Annotated in this window: 18 protein-coding genes; 15 read left to right on the top strand and 3 right to left on the bottom strand. The window is 66.2% G+C overall.

Going from position 1 to position 19,791, the window contains the following annotated elements; translation table 11 throughout:
• Nucleotides 1-50: 50 nt before the first annotated feature.
• Complete coding sequence (locus WCL10_RS05300) at nucleotides 51-494, bottom strand: cytochrome c (RefSeq protein WP_336894583.1); 444 nt, start codon at nucleotides 492-494, stop codon at nucleotides 51-53.
• 259 nt (nucleotides 495-753) lie between these two features.
• On the opposite strand from WCL10_RS05300, the gene WCL10_RS05305 reads away from it, so the two are divergent.
• The 7 genes from WCL10_RS05305 (at nucleotide 754) to glgX (ending at nucleotide 12,416) form a co-directional block, all read left to right on the top strand.
• The gene (locus WCL10_RS05305; protein ID WP_336894584.1) at nucleotides 754-1,254 is read left to right on the top strand and encodes a Rid family hydrolase; all 501 of its coding nucleotides are present in this window, start codon (nucleotides 754-756) and stop codon (nucleotides 1,252-1,254) included.
• 300 nt (nucleotides 1,255-1,554) lie between these two features.
• On the top strand, nucleotides 1,555-3,945 hold the full coding sequence (locus WCL10_RS05310; protein WP_336894614.1) for a glycogen/starch/alpha-glucan phosphorylase: 2,391 nt from the start codon (nucleotides 1,555-1,557) through the stop codon (nucleotides 3,943-3,945).
• Complete coding sequence (glgB, locus tag WCL10_RS05315; protein WP_336894585.1) at nucleotides 3,942-6,116, top strand: 1,4-alpha-glucan branching protein GlgB; 2,175 nt, start codon at nucleotides 3,942-3,944, stop codon at nucleotides 6,114-6,116. Before WCL10_RS05310 ends, glgB begins: the two co-directional genes overlap by 4 nt.
• A gap of 64 nt (nucleotides 6,117-6,180) precedes the next feature.
• A complete protein-coding gene (gene glgC, locus WCL10_RS05320; RefSeq protein ID WP_336894586.1) occupies nucleotides 6,181-7,440 on the top strand; it encodes a glucose-1-phosphate adenylyltransferase in 1,260 nt (419 codons plus the stop codon).
• Nucleotides 7,441-7,558: 118 nt separating this feature from the next.
• Nucleotides 7,559-9,010 (top strand): glycogen synthase GlgA, encoded by a 1,452-nt coding sequence (gene glgA / locus WCL10_RS05325; RefSeq protein WP_336894587.1) that lies wholly within the window; start codon nucleotides 7,559-7,561, stop codon nucleotides 9,008-9,010.
• Nucleotides 9,007-10,635, top strand: a complete 1,629-nt coding sequence (locus WCL10_RS05330) for an alpha-D-glucose phosphate-specific phosphoglucomutase (RefSeq protein ID WP_336894588.1) — start codon at nucleotides 9,007-9,009, stop codon at nucleotides 10,633-10,635. The genes glgA and WCL10_RS05330 overlap by 4 nt, the downstream gene beginning before the upstream one ends.
• Entirely contained in the window at nucleotides 10,632-12,416 is a 1,785-nt protein-coding gene (gene glgX, locus WCL10_RS05335) for a glycogen debranching protein GlgX (RefSeq protein WP_336894589.1), read from the top strand. The genes WCL10_RS05330 and glgX overlap by 4 nt, the downstream gene beginning before the upstream one ends.
• Here the strand turns inward: glgX and WCL10_RS05340 are convergent.
• On the bottom strand, nucleotides 12,396-13,061 hold the full coding sequence (locus tag WCL10_RS05340) for an alpha/beta hydrolase (protein ID WP_336894615.1): 666 nt from the start codon (nucleotides 13,059-13,061) through the stop codon (nucleotides 12,396-12,398). The two genes, glgX and WCL10_RS05340, sit on opposite strands and share 21 nt — an antisense overlap.
• A 228-nt stretch (nucleotides 13,062-13,289) precedes the next feature.
• On the opposite strand from WCL10_RS05340, the gene WCL10_RS05345 reads away from it, so the two are divergent.
• From WCL10_RS05345 to WCL10_RS05370, 6 genes are read left to right on the top strand one after another with little or no spacing between them, the layout of a single operon-like run.
• Nucleotides 13,290-13,460 (top strand): hypothetical protein, encoded by a 171-nt coding sequence (locus WCL10_RS05345; RefSeq protein ID WP_336894590.1) that lies wholly within the window; start codon nucleotides 13,290-13,292, stop codon nucleotides 13,458-13,460.
• Complete coding sequence (locus WCL10_RS05350) at nucleotides 13,457-14,248, top strand: polysaccharide deacetylase family protein (RefSeq protein WP_336894591.1); 792 nt, start codon at nucleotides 13,457-13,459, stop codon at nucleotides 14,246-14,248. Before WCL10_RS05345 ends, WCL10_RS05350 begins: the two co-directional genes overlap by 4 nt.
• The gene (locus WCL10_RS05355) at nucleotides 14,245-15,432 is read left to right on the top strand and encodes a glycosyltransferase (protein ID WP_336894592.1); all 1,188 of its coding nucleotides are present in this window, start codon (nucleotides 14,245-14,247) and stop codon (nucleotides 15,430-15,432) included. The genes WCL10_RS05350 and WCL10_RS05355 overlap by 4 nt, the downstream gene beginning before the upstream one ends.
• A 40-nt stretch (nucleotides 15,433-15,472) precedes the next feature.
• Complete coding sequence (locus WCL10_RS05360) at nucleotides 15,473-16,438, top strand: hypothetical protein (RefSeq protein ID WP_336894593.1); 966 nt, start codon at nucleotides 15,473-15,475, stop codon at nucleotides 16,436-16,438.
• Nucleotides 16,435-16,965: a DUF2141 domain-containing protein gene (locus tag WCL10_RS05365; protein WP_336894594.1), complete on the top strand. Its 531-nt coding sequence runs from the start codon at nucleotides 16,435-16,437 to the stop codon at nucleotides 16,963-16,965. Before WCL10_RS05360 ends, WCL10_RS05365 begins: the two co-directional genes overlap by 4 nt.
• Nucleotides 16,965-18,155 carry a glycosyltransferase gene (locus WCL10_RS05370; protein ID WP_336894595.1) on the top strand — a complete coding sequence of 397 codons (1,191 nt, stop codon included), beginning with the start codon at nucleotides 16,965-16,967 and terminating at the stop codon, nucleotides 18,153-18,155. The genes WCL10_RS05365 and WCL10_RS05370 overlap by 1 nt, the downstream gene beginning before the upstream one ends.
• Nucleotides 18,156-18,182: 27 nt before the next feature.
• Here WCL10_RS05370 and WCL10_RS05375 read toward each other — a convergent pair whose 3' ends face one another.
• Nucleotides 18,183-18,572, bottom strand: a complete 390-nt coding sequence (locus tag WCL10_RS05375) for a nuclear transport factor 2 family protein (RefSeq protein ID WP_336894596.1) — start codon at nucleotides 18,570-18,572, stop codon at nucleotides 18,183-18,185.
• 113 nt (nucleotides 18,573-18,685) lie between these two features.
• On the opposite strand from WCL10_RS05375, the gene WCL10_RS05380 reads away from it, so the two are divergent.
• Nucleotides 18,686-19,201 carry a MarR family transcriptional regulator gene (locus WCL10_RS05380; protein WP_336894597.1) on the top strand — a complete coding sequence of 172 codons (516 nt, stop codon included), beginning with the start codon at nucleotides 18,686-18,688 and terminating at the stop codon, nucleotides 19,199-19,201.
• 149 nt (nucleotides 19,202-19,350) lie between these two features.
• Entirely contained in the window at nucleotides 19,351-19,773 is a 423-nt protein-coding gene (locus WCL10_RS05385; protein WP_336894598.1) for a DoxX family protein, read from the top strand.
• Nucleotides 19,774-19,791: the final 18 nt, after the last annotated feature.

Below are 19,791 nucleotides of genomic sequence, written 5' to 3' on the forward strand. Positions count from 1 at the left end.
TCCGGGCGGAATAGCGCGGTCCCTGCGAGCAACGGTCTTCGAGGCGCGGCCTAGTGGCCGCAGTTGCAATCAGGAACGGGCGGGTTGGCCGTGCTGATCCGGTCGAGATCGGCCACGGTCACCTCGTCGTGGTAATCGTTGAAATGGCCGCGAACATAATTGATCACCGCAGCGATCTGCGGACGCGTAAGCATGTCGGTGAACCAGGGCATGCCGCCCCGGCCCTTCAGGAGAATTATGCTGGGATAATCTTTGCTCGCCAGACGCGGATTGCCCGCCAGCGCCGGGATCATCGCGCCGGCCTGCCCCCCGCCTTTGGCATCGGCCATGTGGCAGGCCTGGCATATCTGCTCGTAAAGCTCCTTGCCCTCGCCGGAGACCTCTACAGTCGAGGCGCCGCCACGGTCCTGCGCCGCGCCGGGCGCGGCGAAGGCCAGCGCGGCGGCGAGCGACACGCCGCCGGCAATCAGGGATAGAAAGCGATAGTTCAGCAAGCCCGCACCTCGACTCTCGCCGTGTCCACAGCCAGACAGCCGTCAAACAATTGTGCAACGCAGCGTACACAAAGTGACATGCCGGGCAAGCCGCAATGGCGGGTCCTGAACAATTGGGCATGGGCACTGCGCAGGCTCGTCCCTTTTTCCGAGACGCGCTTTTGCTGCGGCGCGGTTTGGCATATGCAAAGGGGGCGCCCCGAACCGGGCGTTGTCCCTCTTCGCCCCCTGTGGTCCGCCCAGAGAAAAGGAAACCTCGATGCGCCTGCTGCTTCTGCCCGCGATTGCTCTTGCCGCGCTTGCTCCCATGTCGAACGCGGCCGCGCAGGTGACGCGCATCCAGTCCAATCCCCAGGCGCTGATTCTTGATGGTGCGGATGTGCAGGCCGGGACCGACCTGTTCTATCTCTCGGGCCAGCTCGCCTCGCCCGTTGATCCGACCAAGTCCTTTGCCGATGTGAAATCGATCGACGATCTTGGCGACACGAAGACCCAGACGATCAGCGTGCTGAACAAGATCAAGGCGCTGCTCGCGAGCCGCGGCTACGCCATGTCCGACCTCATCAAGCTGACGCTGTTCGTCGCCGCCGATCCCAAGCTTGGCAAGATGGACTTTGCCGGGGCGAACGAGGGCTTCAAGCAGTTCTTCAAGACCAGCGACAATCCCAACACCGTGGCCCGTTCGACCTTTCAGGTGGCGGCGCTGGCAGGGCCTTACTTCCTGATCGAGATCGAGGCGATCGCGGCCAAGAAGCGCTGAACCGGCACTGACCGGCGATGACGATTGCGGGCCCGCAATCGTATTCCATTGGACACCTGTCCCACTGAGGCCACAGTGGCCGCATGTGATGGCTTGCCGCAGGCGCCTTCCCTCGCCTAGTCTGCCAGGCGAGAACCCGGGGGAGGCCGGACAGCATCGGGACGCAAGGGCGAGGGCCGCCGCAGAAGCCCGTGCCTTTCAGCGTCCGGAATGGGGGAGTGACAATCCGTGCGCCTCGACCAGAATGACCAGCGAGCTGGGGGTGCTGCGGCTGCGCCCGAAGCCGCCACCAGCGAGGGCATGCAAGCCCATATCCTCGACGTGCTTCGCCACCGCGTGGGCAAGGATGTCCATTCCGCCACCCCGCACGACTGGTTCACCGCCACCGTCCTCGCGCTGCGCGACAAGGTGATCGACCAGTGGATGGAATCCACCCACCGCACTTACGAGGCTTCGGGCAAGCGGGTCTATTACCTCAGCCTTGAATTCCTCATCGGCCGCCTCTTGCGCGATGCGCTCTCCAACATGGGCCTGACCCGCGAGATGGAGAAGGCGCTGCGCTCCTACGGCTTCGATCTCTCGGTGATCGAGGATCTCGAGCCCGATGCCGCATTGGGCAACGGCGGGCTTGGCCGTCTGGCCGCGTGTTTCATGGAGAGCCTCGCCAGCCTCGATATCCCGGCTTACGGCTATGGCATCCGCTATGTGAACGGCATGTTCCGCCAGCGGCTCGACGATGGCTGGCAGGTGGAACTGCCCGAAACCTGGCTGAGCCATGGCAACCCCTGGGAATTCGACCGGCGTGAAAGCGCCTACCGCGTCGGCTTCGGCGGCGAGGTGGTGGACCGGGGCGATCGGGTCGAATGGGTTCCGGCCGAGCAGGTCGAGGCCTCGGCGGTCGATACGCCGGTGGTGGGCTGGCGCGGCAAACGCGTGAACACGCTTCGGCTGTGGACCGCGAGTGCGCTTGATCCCATTCGCCTCGATGCGTTCAATGCGGGCGACTATGCCGGGGCGCTGTCCGAGGAGGTGCGGGCCGAAACGCTGGTGCGCGTGCTCTATCCGGCCGATTCCAGCCCGGCCGGCCAGGAACTGCGCCTTCGGCAGGAGTATTTCTTCACCTCCGCCTCGATCCAGGACATCGTGCGCCGCCACGTGCAGACGCACGGCGATATCACCACCCTTGCCGACAAGGCGGCGATCCAGCTGAACGACACGCACCCGGCGGTGGCGGTGGCGGAAATCATGCGGCTGCTGGTCGATGTCCATGGGCTCGATTTCAACGAGGCCTGGGACCTGACGCGCCGCACGGTGGGCTATACCAACCACACCCTGCTGCCCGAGGCACTGGAATCGTGGCCGCTGCCGCTGTTCGAGCGGCTGCTCCCCCGGCACATGCAGATCATCTACGCGATCAACAGCCGCGTGCTGCGCGAGGCCCGCAAGGGCGGGCTCGATGACCGCGCGATTTCGGCCATCAGTCTGATCGACGAGGCCGGAGAGCGGCGGGTGCGCATGGCGAACCTGGCCTTCGTGGGCGCGCACAGCGTAAACGGCGTGGCGGCGCTGCACACCGAGCTGATGAAATCGACGGTCTTTGCCGACCTCCATGGGCTCTATCCCACCCGGATCAACAACAAGACCAACGGCGTGACGCCCCGGCGCTGGCTCCAGCAGTGCAATCCGGGGCTCACCAGCGTGATCACCGATGCGATCGGGCCGGCGTTTCTCGATGATGCCGCGCAACTGGCCGACCTCGACGCCTTGGCGGGGGACGCGGCGCTGGGCGAGCGGATCGCCGAAGTAAAGCGGGCCAACAAGGTGGCGCTCGCCAGTTATGTGCGCCAGACCATGGGGCTGCGGCTCGATCCCGATGCGCTGTTCGACGTGCAGATCAAGCGCATCCACGAATACAAGCGGCAGCTGCTCAATCTGATCGAGACCGTGGCGCTCTACGATCAGATTCGCAGCCATCCCGAGCGCGACTGGGTGCCGCGGGTGAAGATTTTCGGTGGCAAAGCGGCTTCAAGCTATCACAACGCCAAGCTGATCATCAAACTCGCGAGTGACATCGCGCGGCGGGTGAATGCCGATCCTTCGGTGGGCGGGCTGCTGAAGGTGGTGTTCATGCCCGATTACAACGTTTCGAAGGCCGAGCGGATCATTCCGGCGGCGGACCTTTCGGAGCAGATCAGCACAGCGGGGATGGAAGCCTCGGGCACCGGCAACATGAAGTTTGCGCTCAATGGCGCGCTCACCATCGGTACGCTCGATGGCGCCAATATCGAGATCAAGGACCATGTCGGAGACGAGAATATCGTGATCTTCGGCCTGACCGCAGACGAAGTCGCCGAAAAGCGTGCCGGGGGCTACAATCCGCGCGCTGTTATCGAGGCGAGCCGCGAATTGCAGCAAGCTGTCTCGGCCATCGCGACGGGGGTGTTCTCCCCCGACGACCCGACGCGCTATGCCGGGCTCATGGGCGGGATTTATGATCATGACTGGTTCATGGTCGCCGCCGATTTCGATGCCTATCACGCGGCGCAGCGCCGGGTGGACCGGCTCTGGGAAGACCAGGCCGGTTGGCGCGAGAAGGCGATCCGCAACATCGCCAATGTCGGCTGGTTCTCCTCCGACAGGACGATCGGGGAGTATGCCCGCGATATCTGGGGAGTTGGTGCAGTCTCATGAAGCCCTCCCCCGCCGCGCTCGAAGCCCTGCTGAACGGGACCCATGCCGATCCTTTCGCGCTGCTGGGCATTCATGAAGGGCCGGGCGGCGCATTTGCCCGCGCGGTGCTGCCGGGGGCGGAGACGGCCGAAGCGCATTCGCTGGGCGGCGAGGCGCTGGGCACGCTGACGCGGATCGATGATCGCGGGCTGTTCGAAGGCGTGGTCAACGGGCCGCGCCAGCCGGTGAAGTATCGCTGCACGGCAGGGCCGCACGAATGGTGGCAGACCGATGCCTATTCGTTCGGGCCGGTGATGGGGCCGCTGGACGATTTCCTGATCAATGAAGGCACCCATCTCCGCCTGTTCGACAAGCTGGGCGCGCATGTCATTTCGCATGAAGGCGCGGCAGGCGTGCATTTCGCGGTCTGGGCGCCCAATGCCGAGCTCGTTTCAGTGGTTGGCGATTTCAACGATTGGGACGGCCGGCGTCACCCGATGCGCCGGCGCGCGGATATCGGTGTGTGGGAAGTGTTCGTGCCGGATATCGAGGCAGGGCGCGCTTACAAGTACCGCATTGTTGGCCCGGGAGGTGCGGTGCAGCCGCTCAAGGCCGATCCCTTCGCGTTCCGTTCAGAGCTGCGGCCCGCAACGGCGAGCGTGATTGGCGCGCCCGATGCGCACGAATGGGGTGATGACGCGCACCGCGCGCATTGGGCCGCGGCGGACCCGCGGCGAGTACCGATTTCGATCTACGAAGTGCATCCGGGTTCTTGGCAGAAGCCGGGGGATGGCCGCGAATTCTATTCATGGGACGAGTTGGCGGATCGGCTGATCCCCTATGCAGTGGACATGGGCTTCACCCATATCGAGTTCCTGCCGGTTTCCGAGCATCCCTACGATCCGAGCTGGGGCTACCAGACCACCGGCCTCTTTGCGCCTTCTGCGCGCTTCGGGGAGCCGGAGGGCTTCGCGCGCTTTATCGACGGCGCGCACCGGGCCGGGATCTGCGTGCTGATCGACTGGGTGCCGGCGCACTTCCCGGTCGATGCGCATGGCCTTGCCCGGTTCGACGGCACGGAGCTCTACGAGCACGCCGATCCGCGCCTCGGCTTCCATCCCGATTGGCAGACCGCGATCTACAATTTCGGGCGGCGCGAGGTGCTTTCGTTCCTAGTCAACAACGCGCTGTTCTGGGCCGAGCGCTATCACGTGGATGGCCTGCGCGTCGATGCGGTGGCCTCGATGCTCTACCGCGATTATTCGCGCAAGGCCGACGAATGGATCCCCAATGCAGAAGGCGGGCGCGAGAACTGGGAAGCGGTCGAGTTTCTCCAGGCGATGAACCGTGCGGTCTATGCAAGCCACGCCGGCTTCATCACGGTGGCGGAGGAATCGACGAGCTGGCCGGGCGTGACCCAACCGACCGATGCTTCCGGCCCGCCGCGTGGGGGGCTGGGCTTCGGCTTCAAGTGGAACATGGGCTTCATGCACGATACGCTCGCCTACATGGCGCGCGATCCCGTCCACCGGCGCCACCATCACGACGAGATCACCTTTGGGCTGATGTATGCCTTCAGCGAGAACTTCGTGCTGCCGCTGAGCCACGATGAAGTGGTCCACGGCAAGGGCTCGCTGCTCGGCAAGATGAGCGGCACCGATGCCTGGCAGAAGTTTGCCAACCTGCGCGCCTACTACGGCCTGATGTGGGGTTATCCCGGCAAGAAGCTGCTGTTCATGGGTCAGGAGTTTGCGCAAGGGCGCGAATGGAGCGAGGCGCGCGGGCTCGACTGGGAACAGCTTGATCTGCCCGAGCATGCCGGAGTGCAGCGCTGGGTCAAGGACCTCAACGCGGCCTACCGCACCCTTCCAGCGCTCCACGCGCGCGATTGCGAGGGCGAGGGTTTCGATTGGCTGGTCGTCGACGATGCGCTTGCCTCGGTCTTCGCCTGGGTTCGCAAGGCGCCGGGTGCGCCGCCGGTGGTGGTCGTCAGCAACATGACGCCGACGCTGCACGGGCATTACCGCCTGCCCATGCCCTGCGACGGAACATGGCGCGAGGCGCTCAACAGCGATGCGGCGATCTATGGCGGATCGGGCCAGGGCAACCTGGGCGCGGTGACGGCGCAGCACGGCGCTGCCATGGTCGTGCTGCCGCCGCTCGCCACGATGATGCTCGTATTTGAAGGGTAACGGGAAAGCGTAGCGACAATAACGGGCCAGGCAACAGTGGCCAATGCAGAGGGGGAGTGTGGCAATGAGGGATACCTACGGACAACCGCTGGCGCGTGATGCCATGGCCTATGTTCTTGCAGGCGGGCGCGGCAGCCGCCTGGCGGAGCTCACCGACAACCGGGCCAAGCCCGCGGTCTATTTCGGCGGGGTCAGCCGGATCATCGATTTCGCACTGTCGAACGCGATCAATTCGGGCATCCGCCGCATCGGCGTGGCGACGCAGTACAAGGCGCACTCGCTGATCCGCCACATGCAGCGCGCGTGGAACTTCATGCGGCCCGAGCGCAACGAGAGCTTTGACATCCTCCCCGCCTCGCAGCGCATTTCGGAAGCGATGTGGTACGAGGGCACCGCCGACGCGGTCTATCAGAACATAGACATCATCGCGAGCCATGCGCCCAAGTACATGGTCATCCTCGCGGGCGATCACATTTACAAGATGGACTACGAGCGCATGCTGCAACAGCATGTCGCGACGGGCGCCGACGTGACGATCGGCTGTCTGGTTGTGCCATGCGAAGAGGCCAAGGGTTTCGGCGTCATGGCGGTCGATGCGAACAGCGTGATTACCGACTTCGTCGAGAAGCCCGAAAATCCGCCATCGATCCCCGGCGATCCGGCCAACTCGCTCGCCTCGATGGGTATCTACGTGTTCGACACGAAGTTCCTGTTCGAACAGCTGCGCCGCGATGCCGCCGACCCGGAATCGAGCCGCGATTTCGGCAAGGACATCATCCCCTACATCGTCCAGAACGGCAAGGCGGTGGCGCACCGCTTCACCGACAGCTGCATCCGCGCAGCCGAGGAAATCGGCGAGTACTGGCGCGATGTCGGCACCGTGGACGCCTACTTCGAAGCGAACCTCGACCTGACCGACGTGGTCCCCAAGCTCAACATGTACGACCGGGATTGGCCGATCTGGACCGACCAGGTCGTGGCGGCGCCGGCCAAGTTCGTTCACGATCAGGACGGGCGGCGCGGCATGGCGATTTCCTCGCTGATCTCGCAGGACTGCATCGTTTCGGGCGCGCTGGCCAAGCGCAGCCTGCTCTTCACCGGCGTGAAGATGGGCTCGTTCTCCAGCGTCGATGAGGGCGTGATCCTGCCCTATTGCAACATCGGGCGCGGCGCGCGGCTTTCCCGCGTGATCCTTGATTCAGGAGTGCGCATTCCCGAAGGGCTCGTGGTCGGCGAGGACCCGATCCTCGACGCCAAGCGCTTCCGCCGCACCGAGAACGGGGTGTGCCTGATCAACAAGGCCATGATCGAGCGGCTGAAATGACAAAAGCGCGCCTGCTGCTGCCCACCCCTAACCCCTCCCGCATGCGGGAGGGGAACTGGAGGGACCTGCGCTTCAATCTCGCCTGCCGCTTGTGTGAGGGGTTGCGGGTGGGCCAGTCATGACCCTGAACGTCCTCTCCGTCGCTTCGGAGGCGGTGCCGCTGGTCAAGACCGGCGGGCTTGCCGACGTGGTCGGCGCGCTGCCGGAGGCGCTGGCGCCGCATGGGGCAGTGCTGACGACAATGCTGCCGGGCTATCCGGCAGTGCTCGCAGCGCTTTCCAAGCGGCCCAAGGCGCTGCACAAGTGGGACAGCCTGCTGGGCGAACCGGCACGGCTTCTGGCCGGCAAGATCGGCGGCCACGCGCTGCTGGTGCTCGATGCGCCGGGGCTCTTCGCGCGCGAGGGCGGGCCTTATGGCGATGCCACGGGGCGTGACTGGCGGGACAACTGGCGGCGCTTTGCCGCCTTTGGCCGCGCAGCGGCGGATGTGGCGGCGGGCGCGGTCAAGGGCATCGCGTTCGATCTCGTCCATGCGCACGACTGGCAGGCGGCGATGACGCTGGCCTATATGCGCTTTGCCCCGGCTGGCGCGACCCCGCCCTCGGTCATCACGATCCACAACATGGCCTTCCAGGGCCACTATGGCGCAGACATTTTCGCCGGGCTGGAGCTGCCACCTTATGCTTTTGCCATCGACGGGGTGGAGTATCACGGCGGGGTGAGCTTCCTGAAGGCAGGGCTTGCCGCAGCGAACGCGATCACCACGGTGAGTCCGACTTACGCGCGCGAGATCCGCGAGCCCGGCTTCGGTATGGGGCTGGAGGGCCTCATCCGCGGGCGCGAGGCGGAAGTTTCGGGCATCGTCAACGGCATCGATCCGACGGTCTGGAACCCGGCGAGCGACCCGGCGCTTCCCGCGACCTATACCGCCCGGACACTGGCGCGGCGCGCGGCCAACACGCTTGCGCTCGAGGCCGAATTTGGCCTGCAGCCTGGGAATGGCCCGCTGTTCGTGGTGATCAGCCGGCTGACCTGGCAAAAGGGCATGGACGTGCTGCTCGAAGCGGCTGACCATCTTGTCGGCATCGGCGGACGGCTGGCGCTGCTGGGTTCGGGCGATGCGGCGCTGGAAAGCGGATTTCACGCGGCGGCGGCCCGCCATCCCGGCCGGATCGCGGTGCGCATCGGCTATGACGAGGCGCTTTCGCATCGCATGCTGGGCGGCGGTGATGCGATCCTTGTGCCAAGCCGGTTCGAACCGTGTGGCCTCACACAGCTCTACGGCCTTGCCTATGGCTGCGTTCCTGTGGTCAGCTGCACCGGAGGCCTCGCTGATACGGTGATCGACGCAAACCTTGCCGCACGCAACGCAGGTGCGGCGACGGGGGTGCAGTTCGACAGCGTGCGCTATCAGACCTTGGCTGACGCCTTGACCCGCACGGTGCAGCTATTTCACCAGACCGAGACTTGGCGCGGCTTGCAGCGCGCCGGAATGAAAGCCGATTTTGCGTGGGAACGCAGCGGTCAGGCCTATGCAGAGCTTTACGCGAGCCTAGTGGAAACACCATGATCCAGACAATCCCGACCACGCCGTTCACCGACCAGAAGCCGGGCACTTCGGGCCTGCGCAAGAAGGTGCGGGTGTTTGCGCAAGCCAACTACGCCGAGAACTTCATTCAATCGGTGTTCGATGCAGTCTCTCCCGAGGCGGGTGCCACATTGGTTATCGGCGGCGACGGGCGCTACCACAACCGCACGGTGATCCAGGCCGCGATCCGCATTGCCGCGGCCAACGGCTATGGCCGGGTTCTTGTCGGGCAAGGCGGCATCCTTTCGACCCCGGCCGCCAGCCATGTGATCCGCAAGTACGGCGCGAGCGGCGGGCTGATCCTGTCTGCCAGCCACAACCCCGGCGGGCCGGACGAGGACTTTGGCATCAAGTACAACATCGCCAACGGCGGCCCCGCGCCCGAGGCGATTACGGACGCGATCTTTGCCCGGACCAAGGTGATCGACCGCTGGCTGACGGTGGACGCGCCGGACGTCGATCTCGATGCGCTGGGCACGCAAGGCGTGGCGGGTATGACGGTCGAGGTGATCGATAGCGTCGCCGACTGGGCAGACCTGATGGAAACGCTGTTCGATTTCCCGGCAATCCGCACGGCGGCGGCGAACGGCCTGACCATGGCCTTCGATGCGATGCATGCGGTCACCGGGCCCTATGCGACCGAAGTGCTGGAAAAGCGGCTGGGGTTCCGCCCCGGCACAGTGCACAACGGTGTGCCGCTGGAAGACTTTGGCGGGCACCATCCAGACCCCAACCGGGTTCACGCCAAGGTGCTGTTCGACCTGATGTTCTCGCCCGATGCTCCCGCGTTCGGGGCAGCTTCGGACGGGGATGGCGACCGCAACCTGATCGTAGGCAAGGGCATTTTCATCACCCCGTCCGACAGCCTCGCGATGCTGGCGGCCAATGCGCACCTTGCGCCGGGCTACGCCGGGGGGCTGGCCGGGATCGCGCGCTCGATGCCGACCAGCGCGGCGGCGGACCGTGTGGCGGAGGCGCTGGGCATTCCGGCGTTCGAAACGCCGACGGGGTGGAAGTTCTTCGGCACGCTGCTGGATGCCGGAAAGGCAACGATCTGCGGCGAGGAAAGCGCCGGGACCGGTTCGGACCATGTGCGCGAGAAGGATGGGGTCTGGGCAGTGCTGCTCTGGCTCAATATCCTCGCCGCGCGAGGGGAGAGCGTGGAAGCAATCGCGCGGGCACACTGGGCGACTTATGGACGGAATTACTACGCGCGGCACGACTACGAAGCGCTGCCCAAGGACGTGGCCGAAGCGCTGATGGCGGCGCTGGAAGCGTCCTTCCCCGCGCTGCCGGGCAAGGCGTTCGGGCCGCTCACGGTCGCCGCGGCGGACAGCTTTGCCTATACCGATCCGGTCGATGGCTCGTTCAGCGCCAATCAGGGCCTGCGCGTGCTGTTCGAGGGCGGCTCGCGCATCGTGCTCAGGCTCTCGGGCACGGGCACCGAAGGCGCGACCCTGCGGCTCTATCTGGAGCGCTACGAGGCGGCGGGCGGCGTGCTCGATGCCGATACCGATGCGATGCTGGGTGATCTGATCGCGGCGGCAGAGGCAATTGCCGGGATTGCCGCGCGGACCGGGCGGACGGCGCCAGACGTGATTACATGACGCTGCTTTCGGTGCGCGCGCCGCGCGCCGAGGCGGTCATGCTCTGCCGGTTCGACGGCGAGGCCGAAACCCGCGTGGCCATGGCACGGCGGGGGGAGGACTGGGTCGTGGAGGCCCCTCCCCCGGGCACCCGCTATGGCCTGCGCGCCCAGGGGGAATGGGCGCCTGAGAGGGGGCTGTGGTTCGATCCCGCCAAGCTGCTGGTCGATCCGCGCGCGGTCGAACTGGACCGGCCGTTTCAGTACAGTCCGGCGCTTTCGGAATATGGGGTGGATACCGCACCGCTGATGCCGCGTGCGGTGATGCCAGGCGCGCTGCCCGATGTGCCCCTGCGCCCGCCGGTGTTCCGGCGCGGCGGGCTCATCTATGAAGTGAACGTGCGCGGCCTGACCATGCTGCACCCGGAAGTGCCCGAGCCGCAGCGCGGGACAGTGGCGGCGCTGGCGCATCCGGCGGTGCTCGCGCATCTTGAGAAGCTGCATGTCAGCGCAGTGGAGCTCATGCCGATCACGGCGTGGATCGACGAGCGGCATCTCCCGCCGCTGGGGCTGCGCAACGCCTGGGGCTACAATCCGGTCGTACCGATGGCGCTCGATCCGCGGCTGTGCCCGGGGGGCGTGGCCGAACTACGTCAGACGGTGGCGGCGCTCCACGCCCGCGGGATCGGCGTAATCCTCGATCTGGTGTTCAACCACACCGGCGAGAGCGATGTGCTGGGCCCTGTGCTGTCGTTTCGCGGGCTCGACAACGCAGCCTATGCCCACGCACCCGATGGCAGCCTGATCAACGATACCGGCTGCGGCAATACGCTCGATTTCGCGCAGCCGGCGGTCCGGGGGCTGGTGATCGAGGCCTTGCGCCATTTCGTGCGCCACTGCGGGGGGGACGGCTTCCGCTTTGATCTCGCCACCGTCATGGCGCGCGGGCCGGGCTTTGCGGCGGATGCACCGATCTTTTCGGAGATGGCCGCCGATCCCTGGCTGGCCGACCGGGTCATGATTGCCGAGCCATGGGATATTGGCCCCGGCGGCTATCAGCTCGGCCGGTTTCCCGCCAACTGGCTCGAATGGAACGACCGCTACCGCGACGATGTGCGGCGGTTCTGGCGGGGGGATTGCGGTGTCGGCACCTTGGCGACGCGGATTGCGGGGTCTTCCGATGTGTTCGGGAAGGACTGCCGCGCCGTGAGCTTTCTGGCGGCGCATGACGGGTTCACGCTGGCCGACACGCTGGCCTATGCCGAGCGCCACAACCATGCGAACGGCGAGGACAACCGCGACGGGCATGGCGAGAACTTCAGCTGGAACAACGGGGTTGAGGGGCCGTCGCTGGACCCTGCCGTGCTCGCCCGCCGCACAGCGCTGGCGCGGGCGATGCTGGGCACGCTGTTCGTCTCGACAGGCACGATCATGCTGACGGCAGGCGACGAGTTCGGCCGCAGCCAGCAGGGCAACAACAACGCCTATGCGCAGGACAACGCGCTAACGTGGATCGACTGGGCGAACCGCGACAGGGCGCTGGAAGACCATGTCGCCGCGCTGGCCGTGTGGCGGGCGGCCCGCGATCTGGCGCAGTTTCCGCAAGATGGCACCTGGCGCGCACTCGGCGGTGCAGCGATGGATGCAGCGCGCTGGGAGGACCCGGCAACGGCAGGGTTTGCCTGGCAAGCAGGTGATGAAGCGGCGCGGTCGATGGGATTGCGGGTCGACCGCGCCGCTCCTTGTGCCGGGCCCGAGGAGGGCGGCAGGCCCGGGATCCGGTCAGGCGCGCTGCCAGACTAGCGCCGGATCGAATTCCTCGCGCGCGGCTGGCTGGGCGCGCGGCATGTCCTGCGCCACGGGAAGCGGCTCGGGCAGCAGGGTGTTGAGCAGAAGGCGGCCGAAGGTCCAGTCACCAAGGCCCGAGGCGGCGTTGATATGCCCTGCCTCCCCCGCATCAGCGAGGCGCGCGCCCCAGCGGCGGGCAAGGCCGCGGGCCTGCGCCATGGTCAGGTAGGGATCGTTGCGGCTGGCGACGAGGATCGAGGGGAACGGCAGCGCACCGGCCGGGACCGGTGCGAAGCGGGTGAGGCGCCGGTCGATCGGGCGGTCCTCCACATCGGGCGGGGCGACCAGCAGGGCGCCGATGACTTTGCCACCCGACACGGGACCGCCGGGCTGCTCGTATTCCGCCCACCACGCCACCGCGAGGCAGCCGAGGCTGTGCGCGACGAGCACCACCGGGCCTTCGGCTCGCTGCACGGCGAGGTTAAGCTTGTTGACCCAGGTGTTGCGGTGCGGGTCTTCCCACAAGCCCAGATCGACGCGGCGGCAGCCGGGGAGACGCGCGTCCCAATCGGTCTGCCAATGGCCCGGGCCGCTGTTGCCAAGCCCCGGAACAGTAAGGATGACCGGGCTCTCCGATCGTTTCAAGGTGTTGCTATTCATGGCCATTGTCTATCTCCGCAGAGGAACTGGCCGGTCGACTCGGTACACGTCCCGACACCGCCGAAATTAACTCAACATATTTGATAGACAATAGCCGCGCGATGAAGTGCGCGTGGATTTCGGCGGTCCGAATGACATTGCCAAAGCGGCGCTGGTCGCGTCTCTGCGCCAGCCCGTCGCAAGATCGGGGGCAGCGCCGATCCCGCCATAGTTTGGCCGCATCCCCGCTTGCAGATCACCCTGCCGATTGCCATGTGCGCGCAGGAAGGCAGCCCGCACAGGCCCGCGCCGGAGATCAACGTCGCCATGTCACGACTGCGTTCTGTGCCTCTGCCCGCGCGCCACCGGCAGGTGCAGCTTGCGGCAGTGCAGCATGTGATGATACCGGCGCGCGCATGACTTCGGCAGAGCCCCTCTCGTCCGGCACCGGAAGGCGCCTGCCCAAGCGCAGCCTGCTCGTCTCGATCCATGACGTGTCCCCGCGCTTCGAACGCGAGGTCGACCTTCTGGCCGAGCGGCTCGCGCGCCACGTGGGCGAGGCGAAGTTTGCCATGCTGGTCATTCCCGATCACTGGCGCGCCTCGCCGCTGGCCGGAAACGCCGCTTTCGGCCGCCGTCTGCGCGATTGGGCCGATCAGGGGATCGAGATGTTCCTCCATGGCTGGAGCCACAAGGACGAGACACCCGCCACAGAAGGGCTTGCCGCGATCAAGGGCAAGCACATGACCGCAGGCGAGGGCGAGTTCCTCAACCTGCCGCAGGCGGAAGCGCTGGCGCGGATGCGCGACGGGCGCGCGCTGGTGGAGGATGTGATCGGGCGGCCGGTGGCGGGGTTCATTGCCCCCGCCTGGCTCTACGGCGAAGGCGCACATGCGGCGATGCGCGAACTGGGCTTCGCTCTTGCCGAGGATCACATGAAAGTCTGGCGCCCGGCAAGCGGGGAAGTGCTCGCCAAGGGGCCGGTGATCACGTGGGCGAGCCGCAGCAAGGCGCGCATAGCCAGCTCGCTGTTTGCCGCAGCGCTGGGCCGGGCCGCCCTCCCCTTCACCCGCACGATCCGCGTTGCGGTGCATCCCGGCGACACCACGGTCCCCGCATTGCTCGGCAGCATCGACCGCACCCTCGCGCGCTTCGTGCGCACGCACACGCCTTCGCGTTACGCCGCGCTGGCCGGAGAGGCGGCGTGAACGCGCCCTCCGCCGCGCTGGCTGTTGCCGCGCCCGTGCCCGAAGCGGCGGCGGGGCAGCGGCCCTTGCGCATCCTCACGTTCCTCCACAGCTTCGAGCCTGGCGGCGTGGAGCGCGTGGCGCTGCGGCTTCATGCTGCCTGGGCGGCGCAGGGGCTCGACGCGCGGCTGGTGATGGGACGCACGGCAGGCGCGATGAAGCGCGAATGGCCGGGGCTCGAGCCCGAAGTGCTGGGCCCTGAAAGCATTCCGAGCGCGCATTGGGAAACGCTGTGGATGATCCTCCACCTGCCCCGTGCGATCCGCCGCATCCGGCCCGATGTGCTGTTTTGCGCGGGCAATTCCTACACGATCGTCGCGGTGATGATGCGGCTGCTGCTTGGTAAGGCCTGCCCGCCGGTCGCGGCCAAGATCAGCAACGACCTGACACGCGCCGATTTGCCCGCCCCGGCGCGGCCGTTCTACCGCGCGTGGCTGCGCATTCAGGGCCGCATGCTCGACCGCCTGGTGGGCATGGCGCCGCCGATGCGCGCGGAGATCGCCGCGCTGATGGGGGCGCCGGGCGCGCGGATTGCGGTGATAGATGATCCCTCGCTGGGCGAGGCCGATATCCAGCGCCTTGCCGCCGCGCGCGCCGCCGCACTCGCCGCACCGCGCGGGCCAGGACGGCGCTTCCTCGCCATCGGGCGGCTCGCGGCGCAGAAGAATTTCGGCCTGCTGCTCGATGCATTCGCGCGCATGGCAGGGCCGGATGACCATTTGTCCATCATTGGCGAAGGGTCCGCGCGCCGCCTGCTCGAGGGGCAGATCGCGCGGCTGGGCCTTGCCGGCAAGGTGCGCCTGCCGGGGCATGTCAGTCCGCTCGACAGCGAACTTGCCGCAGCCGATGCGCTGGTACTTTCCTCGGATTATGAAGGGGTTCCCGCAGTCGTGGCCGAAGCGCTCGCTGCCGGCCTGCCCGTAGTCGCCACGCGCTGCAGCGTGAGCATGGACGACATGCTGGGGAATGGCCGCTTCGGCACGCTGGTGCCGGTGGGCGATGCCGCCGCGCTTGCCGCAGCCATGGCGAGCATTGCCAAGTTGCAATTTGACGAGCGCGAGGCACGCGAGCAAGCACGGCGGTTCACCGTGGAGATAGCTTCGCATCGCTATCGCGCGCTGATGGAGGGCCTCGCCCGTGCTTAACCCCGATGGCGATGCGGGCCCACCGAAGGATATTTCCGCAATGGTTCCTCCCGAAGCCCTGACCGAAGCTGCCCTGTCTCCAGAGCTGCCCAGCATGCTGCCCACGGCGCTGCCGAGCACAGCGCCACTCGAAAGCAGCCTGCGCAAGTGGAGCGGCTGGGTGGGTCCGGCGATCTCGCTCGCCATTCTTGTCGCGGTGCTGTGGCAACTGCGCAAGATCGACTGGGGCCAAGTCTGGTCGATCGTGCCGACGAGCCCATGGATCTGGCTGGTGCTCGCCGCGAGCTATTTCGCGGGGCCGGTGGCGGACTGGATCATCTTCCGCAAACTTTGGGGCATTCCGCTTTCGGGCATTTTCCCGCTGCTGAAGAAGCTGATCGGCAACGAATTGCTGCTGGGCTACGTCGGCGAGGTCTATTTCTACGACTGGGCGCGCCGCCATGTGAAGATGGAAGGCTCGCCATTCGGCGCGGTCAAGGACGTGGCGATCCTTTCGGCGCTTGCGGGCAATATCATGACCGTGCTGCTGCTGATCTTCACCTGGCCGATCATCAGCAAGCTTGGGCTCGGCGGGGGCGGCTCCGCCGATGGCCACGTGCTGGCCACCTCGATCGGCGTAGTGCTGGTCACCTCGCTGGTCATCATGTTCTTCCGCAACGGCCTGCTCAGCCTTCCCAAGGCCGATCTCGGCTTCGTGTTCGTCGTCCACACCTTGCGCATCGTCGCCAATACCGGCCTTTCGGCTCTGGCCTGGCACCTCATCCTGCCGAGCGTTGGCATGGGTTCGTGGCTTCTGTTTGCAACTGTTCGGCTCCTCTTGTCCCGCCTGCCGCTCATTCCCAATAAAGACATTGCGTTTGCCGGAATCTCTACGCTGCTCGTCGGCAGTCAGGTTCAGACAAGCGACATGATTGCCATGATATCGCTTCTCATCGTGGCAACCCATGTAGTGTTGTTCATTGGTTTGATGCTGCTTGATCTGGTGCAGAAGGAGAAGAACGCTTGAATAGGGTCATCTTCCTTGGCGGTGCATTTGCGCTGCTTACGGCAGCGGCACCGATCCCATCCAGTCCCGACCTCGGCAAGGCCGAGGGCCAATGCCGCCCGGGCGAGAGCGGTCCGGCACTCCTTGTCGATCTGATCGGCCTCAAGGACCGCGCCGGCAAACTCAAGCTTGAGGTGTATCCGGCCAACGACGCGGATTTCCTGGCCGATGACAACGTGCTCGTGATGGCTGGCAAGACGTTCCGCCGCGTCGAAGTGGCGGTGCCGTCCGAACCGACGCCGCGCCTGTGCGTGCGCCTGCCCGGGCCGGGAACCTATGCCGTCACCGTGCTGCATGATCGCAATGCCGACCGCAAGTTCAGCCTCAGCCACGACGGCTTTGGTTTTTCCGCCAATCCCAAGCTCGGCTGGTCCAAGCCGCGGGCGGCATCGGTTGCGGTCAATGCGGGGGGCGGTCTTACCACATTGCGCATTGTCATGAATTACCGTACCGGCCTGTTCTCGTTCGGGCCGCTCAAGAGGTCGTGATGAAGCTCGTCGATGTCTGCGCTTTTTACGCGCCCAAGGGCGGCGGTGTCCGCACTTACGTTGATCGCAAGCTCAAGGCTGGCTCGGCAATGGGCCACGAGGTCGTGGTCATCGCGCCGGGCGAGGAAACCCGCGTGGAAGAGCGCGGGCCCAACGCCCGGATCGTCTGGCTGAAAAGCACGGTCTTCCCGCTCGACTTCAATTACCGCTATTTCAACGACGTGCCTGCGCTTTACGAAGCGCTCGACCGCGAGGCGCCCGATATGGTCGAGGCCTCCTCGCCCTGGCGCAGCGCGAGCCTGGTCGGCGAATGGCCGGGGCCAGCGCCGCGCGCGCTGATCATGCACGCCGATCCGCTCTCCGCCTATGCCTACCGTTGGTTCGACGGCGTGGCGCCGCGCCCGGTGATCGACAAGGCGTTCGACCGCTACTGGCGCCACTTGCGCAAGCTCGATACGCAATTCGACATGATCGTGAGCGCAAGTCAGGGGCTTTCGGACCGGCTCACCAAAGGCGGGCTCGCGGGTGTCACCACCAATCCGATGGGCGTCGATCCGGGTGTGTTCTCGCCCGCCTCGCGTGACGCGCGCTTGCGCAAGGGTCTGCTCGAGCTTTGCGAACTGCCCGAAGACGCAACGTTGCTGATGGGCGTGGGCCGCTTCGCGCCGGAAAAGCGCTGGCCGATGCTGGTCGATGCAGTCACTGCCGCCGGCACGCGCCGTCCGGTCGGGCTGGTCCTCGCCGGTCAAGGCCGAGACCACAAGAACATCGAGAAGCGCATCGCGGGCAACCCGCATATCCGCATCCTCGCCCCGATCACCGATCGCGCCGAGCTTGCCCGCGTGATGGCGAGCGCCGACGCGCTGGTGCACGGCTGCGAGGCGGAGACCTTCTGCATGGTCGCCGCCGAAGCGCGGGCCAGCGGCCTGCCGCTGATCGCGCCGGACGAAGGCGGCGCTGCAGACCAGGCGCGCGCTTCAGGCGGATGGATCTACGAATCCGCCAATGCAGCGGCGGCAGCCGAAACAATCGTCGAATACTGCATCGCCCGCGAAACCGGGCTGGACGGCCCGCGCGCGGACATCCCCCCGCCCCGCACGATGGACGACCATTTCGCGGAACTCTTCGCGACTTACGAGCGCCTGGTGCGCGACAACAATACCAGGCCCGGCCCGCGCCGCGCGGCCTGAGGCGCGCGGCGGCCAGGCGTTGCTACGTCAGCTTGCAGGCGTGAGCACGGCGGAATCGAAGATCACGTGCTCCTCGATCGCCAGGCCTCCCGCGATGTGCATGCGGTCGACCCCTTGCCAGATCCGGGTTTCATCACCGATCTGTGCGGAGGCCCGCCAGAATATATAAAGAATGTCGCCCTCGCCCGCACAATCGAGCGGCGTAAGCCTGAATTCGACCATCGAGCCCAGAATTCCGGACATGACGTCGATGTATTCGGCGCCAGAGAACGTGCCGATGCCGGTAAAATGGACGGTGGCCTCCGGCGCGATCAGTTCCGCCACGCGTGGGCCCGAAGGGGCAAGCCAGAAGGACTGGAAGCGCGCGTAGAAATCGGCGTGTTCGGGTGTGAGCGAGGTCCGGGTCTGGGGCTTCATGGCACTCTCCATGGCGAGTCTCGGAAAGGTCGGGTCGCCTGGCCGAAAATATGTGCGGCGCGCACATAATCGTCAAGTTGAAATTTGTGCGCTGCGCACATATCATCCTTTGCATGATTGACCGGACTGCCAACCTTCTCGGCGTCGTGGGGCTAGCTGTTGCCGACCGCATCGGCGAAGCGGCACGCGACATCCTGCGCCGTTCCGGCGAAACACCCGCCGCGCTGGTAGTCATCGGCTACGGTCTTGGCCCCTCCAACGATCAGCTCCGCCGTACTCTTGGCCTTTCGCACCCCGGCTCGGTGCGGCTTGTTGACCGTCTTGTGGCCGATGGCCTTGTCGAGCGTCGGCCGGGGCAGGACCGCCGGGCCATTGCGCTGTACCTTACGCCTGAAGGCAGCGCCCTGCGCGAGACGCTGCTCAAGGGCCGCCTCGCCGCGATCAAGCCCCTGCTCGCGCCGCTCACGAGCGCAGAGCAGGACGCACTCGCAGGGCTGCTTCACAAGATGCTGGCGGGCCTGCCGAACACCGATCTGGAGCGCTGCACACTGTGCCGTCTGTGCGACGACAGCGTCTGCACCGACTGCCCCATCCCCGCCGATTTTCGCACCCAGCGCCCGGCGGCCTGACTGGCGCGTCCGCCGCGATATTCGATAAAATCGAATGTATGGTTTCATCTTATCCGGATTTTACGGATGAACCACAGCGTCTATCCCGCTCCCAGCAAGACCCGACGGTCCCTCGCCCGGCTCGCCACGGAACACAAAGGATAGACGCCATGACCACCACCACTGCAACCGCCGCCGCCCCCACCTCACCCGCCACCGCGCAGAACCTGCTCGCCGTCACTGGCCGTGTGCTGATTGCCGCGATCTTCGTGATGAGCGGCCTCAACAAGATCGCCAATCCCGCCGCCACGATCGGCTATATCGCCAGCGCAGGCCTGCCCTTCGCTCCTGCCGCGCTGGTTGCGGCCGCGCTGATCGAGGTGGGCGGCGGCCTTGCACTGATCGCGGGCTTTCGCACGCGCTTCGTGGCGCTGATGCTGGCAGGCTTCAGCGTCGTCGCCGCGCTCGGCTTCCACGCGAACCTCGCGGACCAGAACCAGTTCGTCCACTTCTTCAAGAACATCGCCATGGCCGGCGGCCTGCTGCAGGTTGCGGCCTTCGGCGCGGGGAGGATTGGCTTCGACCGCCGCTGAGCGCGCGGCAGGCGCACA

Origin of the sequence: Novosphingobium sp. (assembly GCF_037133355.1) — a bacterium.
Lineage (GTDB): Bacteria > Pseudomonadota > Alphaproteobacteria > Sphingomonadales > Sphingomonadaceae > Novosphingobium.